The organism is Salegentibacter profundi (assembly GCF_054121475.1).
Genome location: NZ_JBSYGG010000008.1, coordinates 99,216 through 120,221, shown reverse-complemented (window position 1 = coordinate 120,221; position 21,006 = coordinate 99,216). Strand labels below are relative to the sequence as shown.

Annotated in this window: 15 protein-coding genes; 6 read left to right on the top strand and 9 right to left on the bottom strand. The window is 42.2% G+C overall.

The window, feature by feature from the left end; all coding sequences use genetic code 11:
* The first annotated feature begins 8 nt into the window (after positions 1–8).
* A complete protein-coding gene (locus ACW6NC_RS11505) occupies positions 9–413 on the top strand; it encodes a response regulator (RefSeq protein ID WP_457866182.1) in 405 nt (134 codons plus the stop codon).
* Here the strand turns inward: ACW6NC_RS11505 and ACW6NC_RS11500 are convergent.
* Positions 410–1,486 carry an endonuclease/exonuclease/phosphatase family protein gene (locus tag ACW6NC_RS11500; RefSeq protein WP_457866180.1) on the bottom strand — a complete coding sequence of 359 codons (1,077 nt, stop codon included), beginning with the start codon at positions 1,484–1,486 and terminating at the stop codon, positions 410–412. The two genes, ACW6NC_RS11505 and ACW6NC_RS11500, sit on opposite strands and share 4 nt — an antisense overlap.
* Before the next feature lie 3 nt (positions 1,487–1,489).
* On the bottom strand, positions 1,490–2,311 hold the full coding sequence (locus tag ACW6NC_RS11495; RefSeq protein WP_457866178.1) for a phosphatase PAP2 family protein: 822 nt from the start codon (positions 2,309–2,311) through the stop codon (positions 1,490–1,492).
* Positions 2,312–2,495: 184 nt separating this feature from the next.
* Here ACW6NC_RS11495 and ACW6NC_RS11490 point away from each other — a divergent pair, with 184 nt between their 5' ends.
* The 5 genes from ACW6NC_RS11490 (at position 2,496) to thrC (ending at position 10,114) form a co-directional block, all read left to right on the top strand.
* Positions 2,496–3,620, top strand: a complete 1,125-nt coding sequence (locus ACW6NC_RS11490) for a vWA domain-containing protein (protein WP_457866176.1) — start codon at positions 2,496–2,498, stop codon at positions 3,618–3,620.
* Positions 3,621–3,637: 17 nt separating this feature from the next.
* On the top strand, positions 3,638–5,101 hold the full coding sequence (locus ACW6NC_RS11485) for a magnesium chelatase (protein WP_457866174.1): 1,464 nt from the start codon (positions 3,638–3,640) through the stop codon (positions 5,099–5,101).
* Between the two features lie 346 nt (positions 5,102–5,447).
* Positions 5,448–7,895 carry a bifunctional aspartate kinase/homoserine dehydrogenase I gene (gene thrA / locus ACW6NC_RS11480; RefSeq protein ID WP_457866173.1) on the top strand — a complete coding sequence of 816 codons (2,448 nt, stop codon included), beginning with the start codon at positions 5,448–5,450 and terminating at the stop codon, positions 7,893–7,895.
* Between the two features lie 3 nt (positions 7,896–7,898).
* Positions 7,899–8,822, top strand: a complete 924-nt coding sequence (locus ACW6NC_RS11475) for a homoserine kinase (RefSeq protein WP_457866171.1) — start codon at positions 7,899–7,901, stop codon at positions 8,820–8,822.
* Positions 8,819–10,114 (top strand): threonine synthase, encoded by a 1,296-nt coding sequence (gene thrC / locus ACW6NC_RS11470; protein ID WP_457866169.1) that lies wholly within the window; start codon positions 8,819–8,821, stop codon positions 10,112–10,114. Before ACW6NC_RS11475 ends, thrC begins: the two co-directional genes overlap by 4 nt.
* A gap of 105 nt (positions 10,115–10,219) precedes the next feature.
* On the opposite strand, the gene ACW6NC_RS11465 is transcribed toward thrC, so the two are convergent.
* The 7 genes from ACW6NC_RS11465 to proC all read right to left on the bottom strand — a co-directional run bounded on the left by ACW6NC_RS11465 (position 10,220) and on the right by proC (position 20,574).
* On the bottom strand, positions 10,220–11,704 hold the full coding sequence (locus ACW6NC_RS11465) for a S10 family peptidase (RefSeq protein WP_457866168.1): 1,485 nt from the start codon (positions 11,702–11,704) through the stop codon (positions 10,220–10,222).
* Between the two features lie 78 nt (positions 11,705–11,782).
* Positions 11,783–13,462, bottom strand: a complete 1,680-nt coding sequence (locus ACW6NC_RS11460; protein WP_457866167.1) for an ABC1 kinase family protein — start codon at positions 13,460–13,462, stop codon at positions 11,783–11,785.
* 139 nt (positions 13,463–13,601) lie between these two features.
* Positions 13,602–15,602, bottom strand: coding sequence for a cation:proton antiporter domain-containing protein (locus ACW6NC_RS11455; RefSeq protein ID WP_457866165.1), 2,001 nt, complete (start codon positions 15,600–15,602; stop codon positions 13,602–13,604).
* A gap of 111 nt (positions 15,603–15,713) precedes the next feature.
* A complete protein-coding gene (locus tag ACW6NC_RS11450) occupies positions 15,714–17,579 on the bottom strand; it encodes a M61 family metallopeptidase (RefSeq protein WP_457866163.1) in 1,866 nt (621 codons plus the stop codon).
* 149 nt (positions 17,580–17,728) lie between these two features.
* Positions 17,729–18,928, bottom strand: coding sequence for a glutamate-5-semialdehyde dehydrogenase (locus ACW6NC_RS11445; RefSeq protein ID WP_457866161.1), 1,200 nt, complete (start codon positions 18,926–18,928; stop codon positions 17,729–17,731).
* 43 nt (positions 18,929–18,971) lie between these two features.
* A complete protein-coding gene (gene proB, locus ACW6NC_RS11440) occupies positions 18,972–19,742 on the bottom strand; it encodes a glutamate 5-kinase (protein WP_457866160.1) in 771 nt (256 codons plus the stop codon).
* A 28-nt stretch (positions 19,743–19,770) separates the two neighbouring features.
* Complete coding sequence (gene proC, locus ACW6NC_RS11435) at positions 19,771–20,574, bottom strand: pyrroline-5-carboxylate reductase (RefSeq protein ID WP_457866159.1); 804 nt, start codon at positions 20,572–20,574, stop codon at positions 19,771–19,773.
* Between the last annotated feature and the right edge of the window lie 432 nt (positions 20,575–21,006).

Here is a 21,006-nt window from a genome sequence, read left to right as displayed (position 1 = left end):
CACCCTCTATGAGTTTAAGCGTTCTTATTATCGATGATGATGAGGTAGTTGTATTTATTCAGAAAAAATTAATGGCGAACAACGGCATTTCAAGTTGTCCTCTGGTCTTTAAACGAGCTGTCCCCGCCCTGGATTATATTGATACCGAAAATAATAATAAGGAATTCCTCATTCTCCTGGATATAAATATGCCCGGTATGAATGGTTGGGAGTTCCTAGACGAATTAAAAACCAAACCTAACAAAGAAAGGTATCACGTTATTATGGTGACCTCCTCTATAGAACAACGCGACAAGGACAAGGCAAGTCAATATTGCATGGTAAGGGAATTCCTTGAAAAACCAATAACCAATGAGAGTTGCAGAAGAATTAAAGATATTACTGAAATAAGGCATTTTTTTCAAAAGCCTTAAACTTCCTTTTCCAGCGGATCAGCATCCTGGATTTTTTCCTCTGCCCATTCTTTTTCTTCTTGTTCAGCTTTGGGTTCTTCCTGTAAAATCTCGGCCCGAGGTTCATAATTGAGTTTTATATACATCGGGAAATGGTCTGAACCAATTGATCGTTCCCGGGCAATATCCACCAGGGTAAAATCATTGGTATGGAAAACGTGATCGAGGGGCCATCGCAATAACCAGTAATCGGCATGGAAAGTATTAAAAAAACCACGGCCTATCCGGGGATCAAGCAGTCCACTCATTTTCTGAAATAACCGTGTTGTCCGGGACCAGGCCACATCATTGAGATCCCCAATGACCAGCACCCCTTCTTTATTGGTCTTGATATCCCTTCCCAGCATAAGTAATTCAGCGTCCCTATTGGTGGAGGTTTTACTTTCCGTGGGACTGGGGGGCTTGGGATGGAGACAGTGCAAGTGAATTCGTGATTTATCATCCAAGCGGAAGTAAGTATGAATAGAAGGAATATCATCCTGGACCAGGTATCTTACCTCAGTATCTTCTAATTCGATCTTTGAATAGAGATGCATTCCATAGAGATTGTCCAGCGGTATTTTTTTGCTATACTTATATTCCCCTTCAAGTGCCTCCAGGGCCTTTTCCCATTTTTTGTCAGATTCGAGGGTTAAAAAGATATCGGGGTCACGGTCACGGACCAAATCGATGAATTTCTGATATGATTTGTTTTCAGTGAGCACATTACTCACTAAAACGGAAACCAAACAATCTGAATTATGACCTTTATATTGTAAAACTTGTTTTTTAGCCAGATAAGTATAGGGATAAATCTGTTTGAACTGGTAACCCAGACTAAGGATTAGGGAGATAGTGGCCAGGTAATGCCAGCTTTGAGAAAAGTCATAATATAAAACAGAAATCAGGAGCATAATTCCAATCAGGAAACAGATTTGGATTCTTGGAAAATCAAAGCCTCTTATCCACCACTGGTCAAAACGGGTTGCAGATGCCAGGCTTGGGATCAACATTAAAACCGTAAAAAATAAGATAATGAGGTCCGTAATATTCATAGCTTAGAAAGTATAAGAAAGGGCAAGCCCACGGGAATTTAAGCCCGTGCCATTGATATTAAAAGAAGCTGTGGGATAAAGGTTTAGGTTTTCATTGGATTTTTTGTGAATTTCCGGAACCAGAATACCCGTAGCGGCACCGACCACAAAGCCAATGAGATTATCGCTAAGAAAATGCTTTCCGCTAGTTGTTCTCAAATAACTTACAAAAGCTGGAATGGCTACTGCGCCAGTCCATACATAAGGAATGGCAGGTGATTCGGGATTAAAATCCTGGAAGACCTTAGCAGTGAAAAAGGTCGCGGCGGAGGTTGCTGCCACGTGGCCTCCAAAAAATGAACGTTGTGCATCGTTATCCATTCGCTCCTTCATCGGTAAATTTTCATTGTAAACCAGCGGTCTGCTCTTATGAACAGCGCCCGCTGTTATGGTGAACATAGCGCCAACGGTAGCCATGGTTTCCAGGTAAAGTACGGAAATTTGCCCAAAGTTATTTCTTTCCGCATCACTTGGCAAAAATGCGATGGGCAGAGCAAAAGAGGCGTAAAAAGGCAGGTAACTCAATTCATCGTCTTTTTTGGAATAGTTACCAGCCACCCACCGGTCAACTTTCCAAATATCCTCTTTATCCAGGGCTTGTACTTCAGCTTCTGTTAATCCGGCTTTATTCTGAATCATCAGCACTCCTAGGGCGTTAAGTCCAAGCCCTGAAGTGATCCAAATTCCGTCTTTCAAAAGATCGGTTTGATAGGGAGATTTTTTTTCCTGTGAGGTTGCAAAAACGCAAAAAAATAGGCTTAGGATACAAAGCGATAGTTTCTTCATAGAAATTCAATTTCTTTTCAAAGCTCCTAACTAAGTTCTAAAATTTAAAGGATTTAAGAAAATAATAACATCAAAAGAAAGCTTATACTGAGAATAATTTAGAATTTCCGCTATTAACAAAAGTTTAATTGATGTTAATCCTAAGAGCTTTTCGTTTGTCTTTAAAATGCAGTAATTTTAAAGTATGAAGCAGCGAGATAATATGCAGGGAAGAGGTTTTGTTTTCAAAAGATTTGAAGAGCAGGCAAAAAGTCCTTTTGAAAATCTCTTTGAAATATTTAAAGAACTCATTACCCATACCTCCGGAGACCTAGAGGAAGCCCTGGAATGGCTTAAACAACTAGACCAGGAATACCAGCTTACTTCAGAGGATTATACCTTGGATGATTTTGTAGAAGATCTTAAAAAGAAAGGTTATATAAGAGAGGAATCTGAGGAGGGAGCAGGTATGACCATCACGGCAAAGACCGAGCGGGCGATAAGAAAGCAAGCCCTGGACCAGATATTTGGAAACCTTAGAAAAGGCACATCAGGAAATCATCGTACAAGCTATACGGGGACAGGAGATGAGCATACTGGTGACTTCAGGGATTATCAATACGGCGATTCCCTGGACCGGATTTCTATGACAGAGAGTTTGCGTAATGCCCAGATCCATCACGGGATTGGAAACTTCAATATGACCGAAGATGATCTGGTCGTGGAGGAAACTCATTTTAAATCCCAAATGAGTACGGTACTGATGATAGATATCAGTCATAGTATGATCCTCTATGGGGAGGATCGGATCACCCCGGCAAAAAAGGTTGCTATGGCGCTGGCCGAGCTCATAACCACAAGATATCCTAAAGACACTTTAGATATTATTGTCTTTGGCAATGATGCCTGGCAGGTTTCCATTGCGGACCTTCCATACCTAAAAGTAGGGCCTTACCACACCAATACGGTAGCCGGATTACAATTGGCCATGGATCTGCTTCGCAGAAAGCGGCATACCAACAAACAGATATTTATGATCACCGATGGTAAACCGAGCTGTATCAGGCAAAAGGATGGCACTTATTATAAGAATCCCATGGGTCTCGATCCTTTTATCATAGATAAATGTTACAATATGGCCCGGCAAGCCAGGAAATTGAAAATCCCGATTACCACTTTTATGATCGCACAGGATCCATACCTGATGCAGTTTGTTAGGGAGTTTACTTATGCCAATCAAGGGAAAGCGTTTTATACCGGGTTAAAAGGACTGGGAGAAATGATCTTTGAAGACTATGAAACCAACCGCAAAAAAAGAATTAGAGGCTGAAACCATTAAAAATGACTATGAAGAAAGAAGAAATTACAAGCCTGGGTGCACTGAAGAAAGCCGGGTATAAAAGCAGGAGTATAAAAGAAGAGCTTAGACAAAACCTCAGAGAGAAAATTAAAAAAGGGGAGCCTGCATTCCAGGGTATTTATGGTTATGAGTATACGGTAATCCCGGAACTCGAGCGCGCCATTCTGTCAAAACACAACATTAATCTTCTGGGATTACGCGGTCAGGCAAAGACCCGGCTGGCCAGGCTGATGGTAAATCTACTGGATGAATGGATGCCCATTGTACAGGGATCAGAGATAAGCGATGATCCTTTAAATCCGATTTCACGCTACGCCAAAGAACTGATCAGGGAGAAAGGGGATCAGACGCCAGTGGCCTGGGTGCATAGGGAGGAACGATTTTTTGAGAAGTTGGCTACTCCAGATGTGACTGTTGCCGATTTGATAGGCGATGTGGATCCGATAAAAGCGGCTAACCTGAAACTTTCTTACGCCGATGACCGGGTAATCCATTTCGGGATGATCCCAAGGGCCAACCGCAGTATATTTGTGATCAATGAGTTGCCTGACCTTCAGGCGCGCATACAAGTCGCTTTATTTAACATCTTACAGGAAGGTGATATTCAAATCCGTGGATTCAAACTGAGATTGCCTCTGGATATGCAATTTGTATTTACGGCTAATCCTGAAGACTATACCAATCGCGGAAGTATTGTTACCCCTCTAAAAGATAGGATAGGATCACAGATCCTTACCCATTATCCGGAGTCCCTTGAAGTGGCCAAGACCATCACCCGCCAGGAAGCAAGGCTCGATAAGGAGCAGGAAGAGATGGTTCATGTACCTGAACTTGCCAAGGATCTGTTGGAACAGATCAGTTTTGAGGCCAGAGAAAGCGAATTTATAGACGAAAAGAGCGGCATAAGTGCGCGGATGAGTATTACAGGATATGAGAACCTGCTCAGTACAGCGGAGCGCCGAAGCCTGAAGCTCGGAGAAACTAAAACCAGTGTGCGTTTCAGCGATTTTATGGGCGTCATTCCCAGTATTACTGGCAAAGTAGAACTGGTCTATGAAGGGGAGCAGGAAGGAGCAGCGGCTGTGGCCTTACAACTCATTGGCGAGGCCGTAAAAAGTCTTTTCCCCGATTATTTTCCGCAGATCGAAAAGCTTCAGAAACCCGATCAAAAGAGCCCTTACGATGATTTAGTGGCCTGGTTCTTTGATCAAAGTGAATTTGAGCTTCCCGATGAGCTCCCGGAAAAAGCCTATAAAGAAAAATTGAATTCCGTCCCAGCCCTGGAATCACTGATAAAAAAATATCAACCAGAGATTGAGGGGAAAGATAGCTATTTTCTGAAGGAATTTTTGTTATGGGGTCTTGTAGAATATAAAAAGCTCAGCAAACAGCGCTTTAGCCGAGGGATTCAGTTTAAAGATCTTTACGGTTCTTATATAAGCGGGATTTAAATAGATTAAATACAGGGAGTTGAATTCAAGTATTGATAATTCACTCCCTTTTTATTTATCAAAAATTCAGAAAACATCCTTAATTATGAATTATCTGCATTTCTGCCCCTAAAGCTTGCTTTTCGTTTTTCTTTCAGAGAAAAACCTGTACATTTATCACCATATTGCAGAATTAAATGGCAAAAAGTAATTTCTATTATAAGCGCTTTTCTTTTAACCCAATTCGGGTTGTTTTTACTATGATTACCGGTATTACCCCGTTTGGGGTATGCTGCTAATAATTTCCGCCACAAGTACATCTGTACATTTCTTAAACAACTTATCTCTTAAATTTAAAATTTCAAAAATGAATGTCCTGAAATTCGGGGGATCTTCCCTTGCAACACCCCAGCGTATAAAACTGGTAGCCCAAACTGTAGAAAAGCATCTTAAAAATGATTCCACCCTGGCTATATTCTCCGCCTTTGGTGGTGTCACCAATGATTTGCTGGAGATGGCAGAACTTGCTGCAAATGAAGATCCCACCTATAAAAAAATCCTTGAAAAAAATGAAAAACGGCATCTCGATGCAGTACGTGAACTCATTCCTGTAAATGACCAAAGTGCCATTTTAAGTAAAGTAAAGACCGAGTTTAATCGTCTTGAAACTTTATATGAAGGTGTGTATTTACTCAATGAGCTCTCCAATAAGACCAGACACGTAGTATCTGGTTTCGGAGAAATTCTCTCCTCACTGATCATCAACGCCTATTTCAAAAGCAAAGGAATTACAACCAGTTATGTGGATTCCCGTGAACTTGTAGTTTGCCGCAATAACAATGAAAAGGTGCAGGTGAATTACGTGAAGACCAATAGGAATATTGAGCATTATTTTGCCGGAAAGCCTAAAGGTTTATTTGTCGCTCCAGGATTCGTTGCAAAAAATGATGAAGGGGTACCAAGTACACTTGGACGAGGCGGTTCTGATTTTACCGCAGCGATTTTTTCTGCTGCTCTAGGTACCAAAAAGGTAATAATCTATACCGATGTCAACGGGATGTATACTGCTAATCCTATGATCGTTCCCCAGGCATATTCCCTGGATAAAATATCCTATGAAGAGGCCATGGAGCTTTCTCATTTTGGAGCTAAAGTCCTCTATCCGCCAACGCTTCAGCCTTTACTGGAAAAGCAAATTGAAATTCATATCAAAAATACGTTCAAGCCTGAGGAGCCCGGTACTATTGTATCAAAATCCAGTAAGGAAAACTTTCGTTGGGTTACCGGGATCACTCATATAGATTCCATTAAGCTTCTCAATATTGAAGGTAGCGGAATGGTCGGAATCCCAGGATTTTCCAAGCGTTTTTTTGAAGTGCTTTTTCAGGAAAATATCAACGTGGTGTTGATCACCCAGGCTTCTTCAGAGCACAGTATTTGTGTGGCTGTAAAGGATGATGAGGCCAAGGCTGCCAAGGAAGCCCTGGACGAAGCTTTTGAAGTAGAGATTCAGAATAAAAAAATAAAACCAGTCAGTATAGAGGAAAACGTGGCCATAGTTGCCCTTGTGGGTGATCGCATGAAAAGTCATCATGGACTAAGTGGAAAGATGTTTAGTGCTCTGGGCAATAACAATATTAATATCCGGGCGATAGCCCAGGGATCTTCAGAGCGAAATATATCGGCTGTTATCGCTAAGAAAGATGTAAAAAAAGCCCTCAATACTTTGCATGAACAATTTTTCGAGGTGCCTTCTAAAGAACTTAACCTCTTTATTACCGGGGTAGGCAATGTTGGCGGTAAGTTGCTGGCCCAACTTAAAAAGCAGGAGGATTACCTGTTAGAAAAACTCAGGCTTAAGGTGAGGGTCCTCGGGCTTTCTAATTCCAGGAAGATGGTTTTCAATGAAGAAGGAATAGACCTGCAGCACTGGGAGCAGGCCCTGGAAAAAGGCGTCAAAGCTGATAAAAGTGGGTTTTTCAAAAAAGTCCAGCAATTGAATTTGCGTAATAGTGTATTTGTAGACAATACCGCTAGCGCAGCGATCTCTTCCTGGTACAAACATTACCTGGCCAATTCCATCTCCGTGGTCACCTGTAATAAAATTGCCTGTGCCGATGACTATAGGAATTACCAGGAACTACAGGATCTATCCAGGGAGTATGGGGCTTCATTCCAATATGAAACCAATGTAGGGGCTGGGTTGCCTATTATCGACACCTTAAAAAACCTTGTGGCTTCCGGAGACCGGATCAAAAAGATCCAGGCGGTTCTTTCAGGTAGTTTGAATTTCGTATTTAATAATTATGATGCCAGTGCGCCGTTTTACAAAACAGTGGAAATGGCCATGAAAGAAGGATACACTGAACCTGATCCCAAAATAGATTTAAGCGGGGTAGATGTAGCCCGGAAGATCCTTATCCTTGCCCGTGAGACAGGATTAGAACTGGAGCTTGCGGATATCGAAAAGAAGAATTTCCTCTCAAAGGAGGCTTTGGATTCTCCAGACAATGAAGCCTTCTTTGAACTCCTTGAAAAAGATGAGCATAGCTTTAAGGAGATATATGAAAATGCAGAAAAGAATAATGCTCAACTAAAGTATGTAGCTCAGCTTGAAAATGGTAAAGCCCAGGTTGGGCTTCAGGAAGTTGGGAAGGACCATCCTTTTTATAATTTAAGCGGCAGTGATAATATCGTTTTATTTTTTACCGAGCGCTATCCGGATCAGCCCCTCATCGTTAAAGGCGCTGGAGCCGGAGCGGATGTTACTGCATCTGGAATATTTGCTGATGTGATAAGAATAGGAAAGAAATAAGCGATGGAAGAACTTCAAATTTTCGCTCCTGCCACCGTGGCCAATCTCTCATGTGGTTTTGATGTGTTGGGATGCTGTCTGGAAAACGTAGGGGACCGGATGCTGATCAGGAAAAATGATTACCATAAGCTGCAGATCACTAAAATTACCGGGCAGGAATTACCTATGGAAGTCGACCAGAATGTCGCCGGAGTAGCGGTAAAGGCCTTGCTTGAAAAAGCCGAAAGCACCCAGGGTTTTGATATCGAAATACATAAAAATATCAAAGCCGGTAGTGGGATAGGCAGCAGTGCAGCAAGCGCTGCCGGGGCCGTTTATGCGGTAAACAGACTCTTAGGTGAACCTTTTGGTATTAATGAGTTGATCCAATTTGCCATGGAAGGGGAGCGTTTGGCCAGTGGTAACGCGCATGCAGATAATGTAGCCCCTGCTTTGCTTGGAGGTTTTAGCCTGGTAAAGAGCTATGAGCCCCTGGAGATCCTTAAACTTCCGAGTCCTCCCGAATTACGCATGGTTATCCTTCATCCGCTAATCGAGATCAAAACCCGGGATTCCCGGGCTGTGATCAGACAAAATGTGAGTCTGCAGAAAGCCATTTCCCAATGGGGTAACCTGGCCGCCCTGGTGAGTAGTCTTTATACCGAGGACTATGCGTTGCTAGGGAGAAGCCTAAAAGATGAGATCATTGAACCTTTTAGGGCTATTCTGATCCCGCATTTTGATGAATTAAAATCGATTGCTATGGAAAACGGTGCGTTGGGCTTTGGAATCTCGGGCTCAGGACCTTCTGTTTTTGCCATGTGCAAAGGAGCGGAAAATGCTGAAAATGTCAGAGAAAAACTCGAGGCCTTTTACGGCGATAAAAATATTGCATTTGACCTTCACCTATCAAAAATTAATACCCAGGGAATAAAAGAACTATCATGAAATATTTCAGTTTAAATGACAAGAAGAATACCTCCAGCTTTGAAAATGCTGTTGTAAAAGGTTTGGCCCAGGACAAAGGCCTTTATTTTCCTGAAAGAATACCCCGTTTAGCTCCGGAATTTTTTGAAAACATCAGTGAGCGCTCACAGGAGGAGATCGCCTTTGAGGTGATCAGGGAATACATCCAGGATGAGATTCCTGAAAAAGACCTCAAAAGAATCATAAGTCAAACCCTGGATTTTGACTTTCCTGTGGTTCCTGTGGAAAGTAATATAGGTACCCTGGAACTTTTTCACGGGCCCACCCTGGCATTTAAAGATGTCGGGGCCAGGTTTATGGCCGGTTGCCTGGGCTATTTTATTAAGAAAAGCAACCTGGGGAATATAACCGTGCTGGTTGCAACCTCCGGTGACACAGGGGGAGCGGTTGCTAACGGTTTTCTCGGGGTCGATGGAATAGATGTAGTTATTTTATATCCTAAGGGGAAAGTAAGTGGAATCCAGGAAAAACAACTGACCACCCTTGGCCAAAATATACAAGCCCTGGAAGTAGATGGAAGTTTTGACGATTGCCAGGATATGGTTAAAACAGCTTTCCTGGATAATGAAATTCAAACAAAAAGACAGTTAACCTCTGCTAATTCCATCAATGTCGCCCGTTGGTTGCCACAGATGTTCTACTATTTCCTGGCCTGGAAACAGTTAAAAGGAAATAAGAAAGACCTGGTTTTTTCTGTGCCCAGCGGAAATTTCGGAAATATTTGTGCCGGTCTTATGGCCAGGGAGATGGGCTTGCCCATAAAACATTTTGTAGCGGCGAATAATGAGAATGACGTGGTGACCCGATACCTGAGAACCCAGAAATATGAGCCAAAACCCAGTGTGCATACTATTTCCAATGCTATGGATATCGGTAATCCCAGTAATTTTGTAAGGGTGCTGGAGCTCTTTGAGAATAATTTTAAAGACCTCAAAAAGATCCTTTCCAGTTATAGTTTTAATGATGAAGAAACCAGAAAAGCCATCAGGGATGTATACCGGAAAGATGCTTATGTTATGGATCCCCATGGCGCGGTTGGTTACCTTGGGTTAAAGGAGTTTTTAAAGGATAGGCAGGAGTATTACGGGGTGTTCCTTGAAACGGCCCATCCGGTTAAATTTCTGGATACTGTAGAAGCCGCAATTGAGAAAAAACTTGAGATTCCCGATAAGGTTCAGGCCTTTATGAGCAAAGAAAAAAAGACCTTGCTCATTCAGGGTTATGACCAACTAAAAGCCTATCTTCTAAAATAGAATAACCCCGGCAGGATACCCTGCCGGGGCTTTAAATTCTCTAAATCTTAGCTCACAGGCTTAAGAAATTTAAATGCAAAGGGATTTGAATGCTTGGCCTAATTTTTAATATTTCGCCGATTCTCCCTTTTTAGGAAGACTGTTTTCAATAAATTCCCTGATATCATCATTAGCATTTTTAAGATCTTCAGCTCTTAGGTACATCATGTGACCACTCTCATAGGCTTTAAAGCTTAAACGATCTCTCATTTTTCCGCTTTTATCAAGCTGCCACATGGAGTATTTGGCATTGAAATAAGTGGTAGCACCATCAAAATATCCAGATTGCACCAGGACATCTAGATTGGGGTTTTGGGCCATTGCTTGCCTTAGGTTCTCTCCGGTATTATCCCCGCTACGATCCCAGGGATGAACAGGTCCGAACATAAAATATTTTAGATCGGTTTTAAAATTAAGTTCATCGCGTAAATAATGATTGATCGCGGGAGTGAATGAATGTAACCAGGAGGTCAGTTCAGAATTATAATCGGGAGAATCGCCGGCTTCCCTGGCGTCCAGGCCAAGGTATCGGGAATCAAGTCTTCCAACAGTGTAGCCACTATCTTCACGTAAAAGTTCTTTCCAGAAATAACGGATCGGCACCTCGAGATTGTTTTGTAGAATCACGTTTTGAGAAAGTCCGGAATAATAAGCCATTTTTTCAGCCGCCTTTTGCTTTTTATCGGTATCGGTAAAACCTCCCTTGATCAGTACGGGTAACAGGTCGTTGATCGCATAGGTTTCTACTTCGGAAAGCAAGTCTTCCAGTTCCCTTTGTTGCAATTGCTCATCAAGGGCATTATGGTACCAGGCCGCCGCCGTAAAATAGGGTAGGCGATTTGCAACTTCTACCGGTCCATCGCGGTCAATACCGATATCTGTGGGAGAAACAAGAATCACTCCGTTGAGATACATCCATTGGCTGTTTTGAAGTTCCAGGGCCAGACCGGAAACCCTTGTCGTTCCATAACTTTCCCCAATAAGATATTTTGGTGACAACCAGCGATTGTTTCTGGTGACAAAGGTATTAAGCCACTCTGCCAGATATTTAATATCGGCTTGTACACCAAAGAATTTTTCCCGGTCTACTTTACCATCCTTATCCGGGATAGGTCTGGAATAACCGGTGTTCACCGGGTTGACGTACACGATATCAGCAACATCCAAAATCGAGTGGGGGTTATCTTTTATGCCATAGGGCTGAACCGGAAAGCCTTCATCATCGATCTTTAATACGCGGGGGCCGGTATAGGCAATATGCATCCACACGGAAGCCGAACCGGGTCCTCCGTTAAAGGATATCACTAGCGGACGGTTTTCCCTGTTTAGAATATCACTACGCTGGTAATAGGTATAATAAAGGCTGGCAATGGGTTCTCCCGCCTCGTTCCAAACGGGTTGAGTCCCCGTGCTTGCGGTATACTTAATGTTTTGGCCCTTAATACGTACCGAATGCTGGGTGACCACGGTCGTATCTACTGGCACTTCAATTTTTTGTGCCTGGATTCCAAGACTTAAAAAAAGGAGCAAAATTGTAGAAATATATTTCATGTAATCAGGTTTTAGTTGAATTAAAACCGAAAATACACTGATTCGCGGAATCCTACAAAAAACTGAGGCTATTAAAACTTATTCCTCTTTTTTCGAGTTGAGATTTTCATCCTTGAAAATGATGATATAACTCAGATAAATCCCCATGAGCGCTGCCAGTAGAAAAAATACCATCGCCAGCCCGGGATAACCAAAAATGGTAAAGTCTGAGGGGACCTGCATCAGCATGGAAGCTCCAATAATCATCGCTGCGATGATAAGACCCAGGGTTATCCGGTTGGCAACTTTTTGAAAACCATCGGTGACCCGCTGTTCATCTATGGCATCGATATTTATCTTAAACCGGTTATTGGCCAGGTTATCGGATATTTTATTGATTCGTTCGGGGAGTTGCTCTGTGAGCTTTTTGGTTTCCAGCACAAAGGAAAAGAAGTTTTCAGGCTTTAATTCCTCGTACATCTTTTTGCTCATGATTTCATTCACATGTTTTTTGATGGCTTCCTTTAAATCGAAATCAGGATCTAATACGGCAATGATCTGATCCATATTCAACAGGATTTTGCCGAGTATATTAACTTCTACGGGGATATGAATATTATTAGTGGCGGCCACCCTGTTAAGCTGAATTAACAGCCTCCCTGTTTGCATATCTTTGGCACTGCCTTGCTGGCTGTCCATCACCAGGTCACTTATCTGTTTGTTAAATGCTTTCACCTGGGCTCGCTCTGGGTCATATTCGCTCATGTTTAACAATACATGGGCGGTTTCTTCTCCATTACTGCGACTGATTGCAATTAAGAGCTGGAGCAGGTCTTCCTGAAGGCTGGGACTGAATTTAGCCACCATGCCCAGGTCTATAAGGGCGATTTTCCCGTCCCTGGTAAATTTAATGTTTCCCGGATGCGGATCAGCGTGGACAAAACCATCGTTAATAACCTGTTGCAGGTAGGCTTCGACGAGTTCATCAACAATAGAACTATAATCTACCTCCAGTTGTTTTAAAGGGGAAATAGCCGTCACTTTCCTGCCGTCAATAAAATCCATGGTAAGGACTTTGGAAGTGCAATAGTCCATGATCGGTTGGGGTACGATAAGGTTTTTGAAGTGTTTGAGATTTTTACCTAAGGTAAGGAGGTTGGCTGCCTCCCGGTTATAATCAAGCTCTTGTAGCAGGATTCGCCTGAGTTCTGCCAGGACATTATCAAAGGCATAACGCCGGGCGACCTGGCTGTGCTTCACGGCCATTTCAGCCAGCTCTTCCAGGGTATCGAGGTCTTCCAAAAACTTTTTCCTAATACCGGGACGTTGTATTTTAACGGCTACCGGTTTTCCTGAGCGCAAGGTAGCCTTATGCACCTGGCCAATAGAGGCACTGGCAAGAGGTTCCTCATCAAAAGTCTCGAATGCTTTTGAAATCCGGGTCCCGATCTCCTGGTCAATGATCTTATGAACCTCTTCATAGGCGATGGGAGGTACATCGTCCTGTAGGCTGGCTAGGGCCTTTAAATAATTGTCGGGGAGCAGGTCTGGACGGGTGGAAAGCAATTGTCCCATTTTGATATAGGTTGGCCCCATATTTTTAAGATCCTCTACCAACTCCTCGGGGGTCTGGTCATATGCTGTTTCCTTTTCTTTATCTTCAGGCTCATCTTCCAGCGCTGAGTTAGCTGTTTGACGGAACAACTCACTATTCCAGTATTTGAGCATAAATCCAATGAACTTTCTATAGCGTTCCAGGTGATCAGGTAATACAGACATAAAAGTTTTAGTTAGTTTGTGGTAAATTAAAGATATCTATTTAATGTTATACCCCCAATAACTAGCGATTTCAATTGGTCATTTTTGGGAAATATTTAAAATAATCAGGATGAATCCTGGCCTTTTCCATACTGAAATTTTAAAATGAAAGCTCTTTACTGAGTTTATAGATATTTTGTGGGTGCCCGAAAATATAGAGCAGATCCCCTTGCTCAATGACCGTGTCCGGACCTATTTCTGTTAGGTAATGAGTATCTCGCTTAATGGTGAGAATGGTTAAATGGAATCTTTTTCCGATCTCTGATTCCTCAATGCTCTTACCCACTATGCTTTTGTTATTTTGCTGAACACAGATGGTAACGATTTCCTTATTAGGAATATGAAGGTGTTGCAGGGAAGGACGATGGGGTCTTCCCTTTAAGGAAGTGAGCATCTCATAATCCGAGGATCGAATATTATTGATGAAATCCTGGATCTCATTATAAGGCACCAGGTATTTCTTTAAGACCCTGGTAAAGATCTCAATGGAGGTCTCAAATTCTTCCGGGATCACTTCGTCGGCTCCGAGTTTGAGGTTTTCTTCTATTTCCCTGACATACCTGGTTCTCACGATTATAAAGGCGGCATTGGTAAAACTTCGGATATTACTGATAATCTTTTTGGTAGCACCAGGATCGGAAATGGCAATAACCACTACCCGTGCTTCATGAATATGCAGGTGTTGAAGAATTAATGGGTTTGTAGCATCTCCATACACTATGGGTTCTCCATTCTTTTTTGCCTTGTCGAATGCATCAGGATCTATATCTACAATCAAATAAGGAATTTCAGCATTTTTGGCTGCTTTGGAAATATTTTCCCCGTTTATACCATAGCCAATGATAATCAAATGGTCTTCCAGTGGCTTTTTTGCTTCTTCCTCTGAAACGGCACTTTTCTTTAAATTCTCCAAGCGCCTGCGTACCGGGGCGGGCACCGGTGCTTTTAGTAAAAAATAAGTAATCTTTGGTGAGGCCGATATTAAAAACGGCGTAAGGCCCATACTTATAATGGAGATGGCCAGAAAATACTGGTATACATTCTCTGGAAGGATGTTATTATCCATACCGACCCCGGAAAGCAGTAAAGAGAATTCCCCAACCTGGAACAGACCAAACATGGTCATAAACACCGTTCGGGGTGGATATTGCAAAACCATCACCGTTACGGCAATTATGATCATCTTAAGAAGCACTACCCCAATAACCAGAAGCAGGATATACCAAATATTTTCCGTAAAAAAATTGAGGTTTAATAGCGTTCCTACCGAGATAAAGAAAAAACTGATAAATATTTCCCTGAAGGGAAGCACATTGGCCGTAGCCTGGTGACTATACTCAGACTCAGAAATAATAAGTCCTGCAAAGAAGGCTCCCAGGGCCAGGGAAAGGCCGGCAGAGGAAGTGAGCCAGGCAATGGCGAAAATAAATACGACCACCGTTAAAATAAAGAGTTCCCTGCTTTTGGTCTTAACTACCATCTCGAAGACCTTGGGGACAATATAACGTGCAAGCAGATAGATTACCACGCCTAGGACCAGGAATTTAAGGATGAGCACACCCACGGTCTCAAGAATATTATTGGAAGCTCCGGCCAGCAATGGTGTAAACAGCATCATCGGGACTACAATGATATCCTGGAAGATGAGCACTCCCAGGCTAATACGCCCATGGGGGGAGGTGATTTCTCCTTTTTCCTGGAGGATTTTAAGAACGATAGCCGTACTGCTTAAAGAAAAAAGAAACCCCATAAACACTGCTGTATTTAAGGGTAATCCCATGAAATAGGCAAGCACAGCTGTAATTAGGATCGTACCGCCAACCTGCAGACTTCCCCCAAGGAGCACCGTACGTTTCATGGTGATAAGCTCCTTTAGTGATAGCTCAATTCCGATAATAAAAAGCAGGAAAATAATTCCGATTTCTGAAAGCAACTCGACCTCATGCTGACTGCTAATTAAGTTAAAGGCATAGGGTCCAGCGATTATTCCGGCCAGAAGAAACCCCAGTAAAGAAGGTACCTTCATTTTCTGAAACAAAAGAATGATCAGGATTGAAAGTCCAAGAATGATCACAATATCCTGTAAAATAGGGATTTCCATGTATCTCGGGAGTTGGTTGGTGTTATATGCCTAAGTTAACAGATTTAGGTGTATAACTAAAATAAAAAAGCGGCAGGTTTCCCTGCCGCTCTGCGCTTTAATTAAAATCTATTAACCTTTTAACCAAGCTTCGCGCAATTTTACCTGCGCATTATCATCATTTTTTTCAATTATCCTGGTCGAGGTGGTTGTGGGTTGGTGGGCTTTAGCTGTTAAGCTAAGTTCCTCACCATCACGGAGCACCACAACGGTAACTTCCTGACCTTCTTCCCAGGACTCCGCAGTCATAACCATATTATACGCCGTCTGGATATTATATTCCTGACCGTTGATAGACTTTATAATATCGCCACCTTCTATGCCCAGGTCATTGAGGAAAGAATTAAAGCTTATGTTTTCTCTAAAGAAAAGCGCTCCGGTATCTGGGTTACCGTCGATATAGGGAGTTTGACCGGCAATAAAATAACCGGTATTGGTCTGGTATTCTTCTTCCACCAGGCCTACTTTTTCGAAAAATTCATTGTAGGGAATAGGCGTGGAGCCCGATACATAGGTGTCAAAGAATTCCTGGATTTCCGGATAGGATAATTCAACAATCACCTCAATTAACTCCTGGTCATCAAAAGGTTGGTTTTTACCGTATTTTTCGGAAAGCCTTTTCATAAGATCAAGCAAACCGGTTTCTCCCTGGCTAAGTTCCCGTAACCTGATATCCAGGGCCATCCCAATCAGGGCGCCTTTCTGATACACATTATAATAGCTATCCTTATATTCAGGTTCCAGGATATTTTCACTCATTTCTGTAAATGGCATGGTATCATCGAAATTCTGGGATACTTCGATTTTTTCAGAGATTCGCTTGTAAAATTCCTCATTATCGATAAGGCCCTGATTGACCTGGAATAAATTAGCGAAATATTCGGTAACTCCTTCATACATCCACAGGTGCTTTGACATCTGGGGATCGTTATAATCGAAATAATGGATCTCCTTGGAATGAATATTAAGGGGCGTGAGGATGTGGAAGAATTCATGCGAGACCACATCGGTCATCGTTTGCTGCAGTTGTTCGGGTTGCATCATCTCAGGGAGCACCACCACGGTGGAGGTGTGATGTTCCAGGGCCCCAAAACCACGAGCATCTGGTTTTTCGGTATCCGAAAGGTATAAAAGGATGGCATACTTCCCGGTGTTGTCTATCTCTCCAAGAAAGTTTTTTTGGGCGGAGATCATTTTTTCAATTCCCGGCTTGATGTCTTTGGAAGTATATTTTTTATTTGGAGAATATACATTGATCAGGACCTCCATATCGTCGACCATAAAAGAGGTGGTATCAGGCTGGGAGTACATAATGGGATTATCGATAACCTGGAAATAGCGGTTAAGAAGGAAAACATCGGTTTGATGATCCATCTCAACCCCGTTGTCTATTTCGGAAAGATTCAGAGCCGTTCCCGGAATAATGCTTTTAGGTCGCGTTATTTCAAGACGGTATGGTTCTTCATTCATATTCTCAAAATAACCTACAAAACCGTGGAGGTTGAGCACAAAATTCTCTCCTTTGGCAATATTGGTCCCGCTGGGAGAGAAAACGCCCTCTTCTCCTTCGATATCATAGGTGTCATTAACAAAATAGGTTAACTTATCGAGGTCAGTGGCATTGGATATGATCCAGGTGTTTTCTTCTTCCCGGCGAAACTCCAGTTTATTTCCCTGATAATCCAGGGCAGTGAAATCTTCAATTAATTTCCCGTAATCATCATTGGAATAAGTACCGGGAACGGTTTTGGGGATATAAAACCTTATTTCTTCCCCGGTTAACCTATCCGGGTCAATACTTACTTTGACCTTATCTTCATTTACATTAACCAGGTCCAGGCTTGCGATGATGGGTTGTTTGGGTTCGGGCTGAATTGTAGTTGTTTTACACGAATAAAGGCTGCCCAGCAGGGCAAGGGTGTATAGAATCTTCTTCATTATAAAAGTGACTTTTGCCTATTAGACTGAGGAAAACCAAAAAGGTTACATTTAAAAAGGATTTTTTTAACCAGGGCATAAAAATACCCCCAAATAGTTTGTGACCGATTGGGGGTACTTCCCTTATGGATGTTTCTTGAAATAACTGCTTAGGTTCTTACATGACCTTCACCTAAGACATAATATTTATTGGTGACCAGTTGCTTTAATCCAAGAGGACCACGGTGATGAAGTTTGTCGGTACTTATGGCCAGCTCTGCACCAACCCCCATTTGGCCGCCATCGGTAAATCGGGTAGAGGCATTGTGGTAAACCGCGGCACTGTCCACCTGCTCCATAAAAGTCTTGGCTTCTTCTTTATCTGTGGTGATGATTGAAGCCGAATGACCTCCAGAATACTTATTAATCTTTTCGATGGCCTTATCCAAACCGTCAACACTTCCCAGAACGATTTTCATGGCTAGAAATTCTTCATACCAGGTATCTTCGGAAGAGACTTTTTCCTCATCGGTTAAAACCTTAGAGACTTCCTCGTCTACCAGGATAGCAACCTCATGGGATTTGAACATCTCCTGGAGTGCTTTTAGTTTATCTTCGTAGCCGGGAATGTTTTTATCAATGAGGACCTTGTCCAGGGCGTTACATCCGGAAATCTTATCGATTTTAGCATTTAACATTACCTTTTTAGCTGTTTCGAAATCAGCGTTTTTAGAAACGTAAAGGAAGTTGTTGCCACGGCCGCTTACCAGAACTGCTCCAGTGGCGTGTTCTTTTACAAAGGCGATAAGGCGCTCTCCACCACGGGGAACAATAAGATCGATATGGACCGGTGGGTTTTTAAGGAATTCCTGGGTTTGGCTGCGATCTAGTTTCAACATCTCGATCCAGTTTTTATCCAAACCGTTTTCTTCCAGGGCCTCGTGCCAGCATTGTTCCAGGATCTTATTGCTGTGAAAAGCTTCTTTTCCTCCTTTTAAATAAATTTTATTATTGGCTTTAAAGGCCAGCATTGCTGCTTCAATGGTAACATCAGGCCTGGATTCATAGATGATCATAATAGTACCAAAGGGCGCTGTTTTATTGGTGATATCCAGCCCGGTATCCAGGCGACGATGTTCTATGGTTTTGCCCACTGGATCTTCCTGTTCCATTACTTCTTTGACGGATTGGATCATCGAATCCACCTTTTTCTCATCGACGATAAGCCTGTCATACATGGCCTGATCGCTTTTCCCAAAGGCTTCAAGGTCCTTTTTATTTGCTTCAATTATTTCCTTGCGCTTTTCATCCAGGATTCGCATCATGGACTTCAGCACATTATTTTTTGTTTTGGTGTCTATCAACTTCATTTTAAAATAGATTTTTTTAATACTCCTTTTAACTACCGTTTGCTTAAGCGGTAAATTTAGTGCCTACAGGTTTCCCTTCCATAATATCCAGAATGACATTAGGTCGTTTACCATTGGCGATATAAGTAGTGATGTTTTTAGCGGCGGTTCCCTTAGCGATTTTAATCTTGGATTCCATTCCGCCACGGCCTTCACCTTCGCCTTTATCGGATTCCTGAACGTATTTTTCTACATTTTGATCAATCTGTACCTTGTTGAGTTTTTCTGAATCTTCATGATCTGGGTGACCGGTATACAGTCCTTCGGTATCACTTAATATGATAAGGGCATCTGCCTGGATTAATTCTGCAACCAGACTTGCGAGTTCATCATTATCAGAAAACATGGACATGGTAACCGAAACCGCATCATCTTCATTGGCAATAGGGATAATTCCCTCAGAGAGCAAGGATTCATAGCAATTGATCATATTCTCCCGGTGAATGCCCGGGCTAAAATCCCTTTTTGTGGCCAATACCTGAGCACATCGCATTCCATAATCATGAAATATGCTGTAATAATGACGCATCATTCGCGGTTGTCCTACCGAGGAGAAAACCTGTCTCCTTTTCGAAGGGTCAGTGATCTGAACATCTCCCAGGATTTCTTTCCCTGCTATGGCAGATCCAGAGGATACAAGCACCACCAAAATATCTTCTTCATATAAAGTGGCGATCTGTTCTACAAGGTTTTTTAATATAGGTTGTAAAATTCTGTTGTCTTTGTTGGTCATCACATTGGTTCCAACCTTTACAACGATTCTCTTTTTTTCCATTTCTATTGGTTTGAAATAAAATTTATGCTTACTCCTTTCCTAGTTCAACTGCTCTGTCAAACGCGGCATAGGCAGCCTCTTTAATTAGTTCCTTAACATTGTTATCTTCCATGGAATCAAGGGCGGCTCTGGTAGTTCCTCCTTTTGAAGCTACGCGTTCCATCCAGGTTTCTGGAGATAGATCAGATTCGTTAAACAATTTAACTGCGCCTTCAAAGGTTTGACTTACCAGTACCTTGGAATCATTTTTAGAGAAGCCCATTTTCAGCGCTGCTTCAAGCATGGATTGCATGAAATAAAATACATATGCGGGTCCGCTACCGGAAATCCCCGTGGAAGCATCGATAAATTTTTCTGTTTCTACATGGATGGACTCCCCAGTGGTATCCAGCAGGTTTCTAACCATCAGTAATTCTACGCGGGATACTTCTTCTGATTCCGTATAAGAAGTGACTCCTTTTCCTACCTGTGCAGGAAGATTAGGCATAGACCTTACAACTTTTTTAACCCCAAGGCCTTCCTGGATTTTGGCTATAGTCACGCCTGCCATCAGGGAAACGAAAATTTGTTCATCATTTACCATGGAGCGGATTTCCTCAAAAAGACCTTCGCAGTGATATGGCTTTACCGCCAGGAAAACAACATCGGCATCGGGTAGACATTCTTCGATATCATCGTAAACATCAAAATGCTCTAATTTGCTTAAACTGGTGATTATATCAGCAGATTTATCAAAGATCATTAAGTTTCTGCGGTTTAATAAACTGGACTTGGCCATTCCTTCGGCATAAGTAAGTCCCATATTTCCGGCTCCGATAAGTAATACTTTCATGTACTGTTTTTTTGGTTAATTTTTTAAAGTGGCTTTTCAGCCTGTTTTTATTTAAACACGGTCCTATATGGCTCAAAGACCATGCAAGCTTTCCGAAGATGCCGCTCTTTGGAAGCTTTGCTGATAGTAATTTAAAGTATTTTGAGCGCTTTTAATCCTGAAGAAAGGTTAAAACTAATTTAAAATTTTAAGCCAAAGCTTAGCCTTCAGGGACTCACCGCTGACTCACCCCAAGGATAGTCAAGCATTAAACCCAGGCTGTAATGGATGTTTTGAGCTATTTTTTGGAAGTAAATGTGTTATTATAGGAAAGAAAATTAAGAGGATTTTTACCATTGAGTTAATCGATGCGGTATAGATTAAACTTATTGTAAAAGAAAACCTGCAATATTGGCAGGGTGAAGTTGCCCTATTAGTCACGAAAAGGTTTTC